We start from the raw sequence: 1,752 nt of genomic DNA on the forward strand, positions 1-1,752 counted from the left end.
CATCCGGGCCGCGCTGCGCACCGAACAGCTCGGCCGGCCGGGGGTGGTCACCGCCGAGTATGCGGCCACCACGCGCGCCGCGGTGGCCGTGCTGGGCACCCTCAACGAGCAGATCACCGCACTCGAAGCGCAGTTCGATGCCCATTTTCGTCGTCACCCGGACGCTGAGATCGTGCTGTCCCAGCCCAGCCCGGCCTGGCCACGGTCCTCGGTGCCCGGGTGCTCGCCGAGTTCGGTGACGACCCCACCCGCTACGTCACCGCAAAGAACCGCAAGAACTATGCCGGCACCAGCCCGATCACCCGCGCCTCGGGCAAACGGAAGCTCGTCGCCGCCAGATACGTGCACAACGACCGGCTCGTCGACGCCCTCATGCTGCAGGCACAATCGGCGTTGCAGACCTCGCCCGGGGCGCGCGCCTACTACGACCGACAGCGCGCCCGCGGGCTCGACCACAACCCCGTGCTGCGCCAGGTCGCCAACCGCCTCGTCGGCATCCTGCACGGGTGCCTCAAGACCCGCACCCGCTACGACGAGACCACCGCATGGTCGCACCGAACCGACCTGCCCGCTGCTTGACATCAGAGGTCCTAGGATGTCTGAGGCAGCGCCCGCCGTGAGCTCTAGGAGGGGGTCGTTATGCGCGCCCGCCAAATCCGCGCCGAAAGGCCCGAGCAGATCGACGCGGTCCCTGGCGGCGGTCGAGTCCGCCGATGCGGTCTGTGACTACGGGATGAACTTGCGCATTCTGGTGACCGGGGCCTGCGTGTCGTCAAGTCGGTCGGTTTCGCCGCCTCCCTGGTCGCCCTCTACGCCTACGAGCAACAACTGTGGGAGTGCAAAGGTCACGATCGCTACGGAGGTGTCTGTGCCAGTGACTACCAGCAATCCCGATGTGGCGGAGGGTGAGGTTGATCGGGAGGTGTTGGCGCGGGCGCCGGGGCGTCGGTTCGGTGTGGACGGGCGTCCCGAGATGATCGACCTCGGGGTGCGGGTGAGCACCGGGGCGGCGATCCGGTCCGCGATCGGGTGCCGCTGGTTCGACGTGGTGCGGCTGACCCGGGAGCTGGATATGTGGGTCGATGACGAGGGCGCGATCCAGGCTGATGCCCAGATCAATCTGATGGCGACGGCGATTGCGCGCGCTCACGGGGCGATCTGGCAGCCGTTGTGCGGTGTCGTGGTGTTTCGGCGGCCCACGACGGCAAGGAGCGATGGTGGGCCTGTCTGACGCCCAGAAGGATGGCTGCCCGGTGCGGTGTTCGCGCCCACCGTGAACCACTGACTGAGGAAGGAAACCCCACGATGACAACGACGACGAACCCGAATATCCCCACCCCCGCCGAGGTCTACATGTGTCAGGGCGAGCGCGCCCTCAATCGCGGCACCCACTACATCGAGGAATCGATCTGGGTCTACCTGATGCGCGACTGGGACGGCATCGATCGGTGGGTAATCGATCCGGTGACGGTGGACGGCTGCGGGCGGGACTCCGGCCTCGAGGACTGTGCCCGCAACAGCGAGTGCATGTGCGAGGACAAGGACGAGTGCAACGCGATCCGGGATCGGATGGACCGGGCCGCCCTGCCTACGGCGGATGATCTGCTGCACCTGTTTGGCGGAGTCGCTCGGTTACACGGTGACGAGGGCGGCGCAGTCGTGACGGTGGAGGCAGTAGTCGTCCGCGACCCTGATGGGCCGACCAGCGTGTGGGTGTTCGTGGACGGTGAGCCTGTGGAGGTTGCCGAGAGC

The 1,752-nt window shown here is 67.5% G+C and carries 2 protein-coding genes and 1 pseudogene; all 3 read left to right on the plus strand.

What is annotated here, in order from left to right; all coding sequences use genetic code 11:
- Positions 1-579, plus strand: a pseudogene (locus tag AC1D1G_RS44885) (transposase); the annotation flags it as partial.
- Between the two features lie 295 nt (positions 580-874).
- A complete protein-coding gene (locus AC1D1G_RS44890) occupies positions 875-1,231 on the plus strand; it encodes a DUF3846 domain-containing protein (RefSeq protein ID WP_477956904.1) in 357 nt (118 codons plus the stop codon).
- Between the two features lie 74 nt (positions 1,232-1,305).
- On the plus strand, positions 1,306-1,752 hold a 447-nt coding region (locus AC1D1G_RS44895; RefSeq protein WP_477956905.1), incomplete at its 3' end, for a hypothetical protein.

Source organism: Rhodococcus sp. P3_B8, assembly GCF_056402775.1.